General features: G+C 75.0%; 1 protein-coding gene. It reads left to right on the top strand.

Going from position 1 to position 1,085, the window contains the following annotated elements:
- Window positions 1–134: 134 nt before the first annotated feature.
- Window positions 135–1,085, top strand: a 951-nt coding sequence (locus ACFQ2V_RS21230; RefSeq protein WP_386055013.1) for a DUF222 domain-containing protein, incomplete at its 3' end; no start/stop codon positions are given.

Raw genomic sequence — 1,085 nt, 5'->3', positions numbered from 1 at the left:
GGTTCTTCGGGCGTATGCCGTCTGCGTCGTCCCAGCCGTCCGCGTCGTCGGCGCGTGGCGGGGTCCGGGCGCGGCGGCTGGCGCCGGAGGCGCGGCCGGTGTGCAGTCCTCGGGGGCCATGGGCGGGTGTGCCGGTGGAGGAGCTGGAGTCGATCGACCTGCTCGACGTCCGGTGGCTGGATGCTGCGGGCTACGAGCGGATGGTCAACGACCCGGCCTGGATCGCGTCGGTCGAGGCCCGCATCGAGGCCCCGGAGGAGTTGCCGTGTGATGCCCACGCGGCCGAGGCGATCTCCATCGACGCGAGCTTGGGGATCGGGCTGGGGTCGCACATGGGACCCGACCTGCTTGCCGCGACGGAGCGCGCCGCTCAGCAGCGTCGCGCGCTGGAGGTCACGCTCGTGACGCTGGTGTCCGAGCTCGTGGCTCGTGACATCGAGGCCCCGGGCGGGCTCTCCCGCATCGACTGGCTCCGCGTGCATGACCCGAGCCTGACCGCCGCGCAGGCCAAGGCGTTCGTCACCGTCGGCGCGGCCCTCGCGCAGGCGCGTTGGGCGCGGCTGCGGATGCTCGTGGCGACCCAGCAGGTCACCGTCGCCAACGCGGCCCAGATCATCGACTTCGAGGAGCGGGTCGCCCCGGTCGCCGACCCCGACGACCTGCAGACGGCCATCGCCGACCTCACCGACCAGGCGGGGGTGCTGCGGCCCGAGGAGCTGGCCCGGCTCGCGCGGCACCACACCGAACAGGTCCGCCCGCCCCGTGACGAGGACCGCCTCGACCACGGCCGCCGGCAGGCGCGTGGGCTGTGGTTCACCCCGCCGACCGCGACCGGGATGGTCGGGCTGCGCGGGATGCTCGACCCCGAAGGCGCCGCGGTCCTGAGGGCCGCGATCGACCCCCTGGCTGCCCCGCGGCCGGAGACGGACGACCACGGCCGCACCATCGCCCCCGACGAGCGCACCCCGGCCCGGCGCCGCATGGACGCCCTCCTCGCGGTCGTGCAGCGCGGCGTCGCCGCCGCGGCCGGTGTCCCGGTCACCGACAAGGCCAAGGTCGTCGTGCTCATCGACCACGACACCCTC

The organism is Terrabacter terrigena (assembly GCF_042676085.1).
GTDB classification, from domain to species: Bacteria; Actinomycetota; Actinomycetes; order Actinomycetales; family Dermatophilaceae; genus Terrabacter; species Terrabacter terrigena.
Note: the sequence above shows the minus strand (reverse complement) of the source record. Positions and strands in the feature narration are given on the sequence as shown.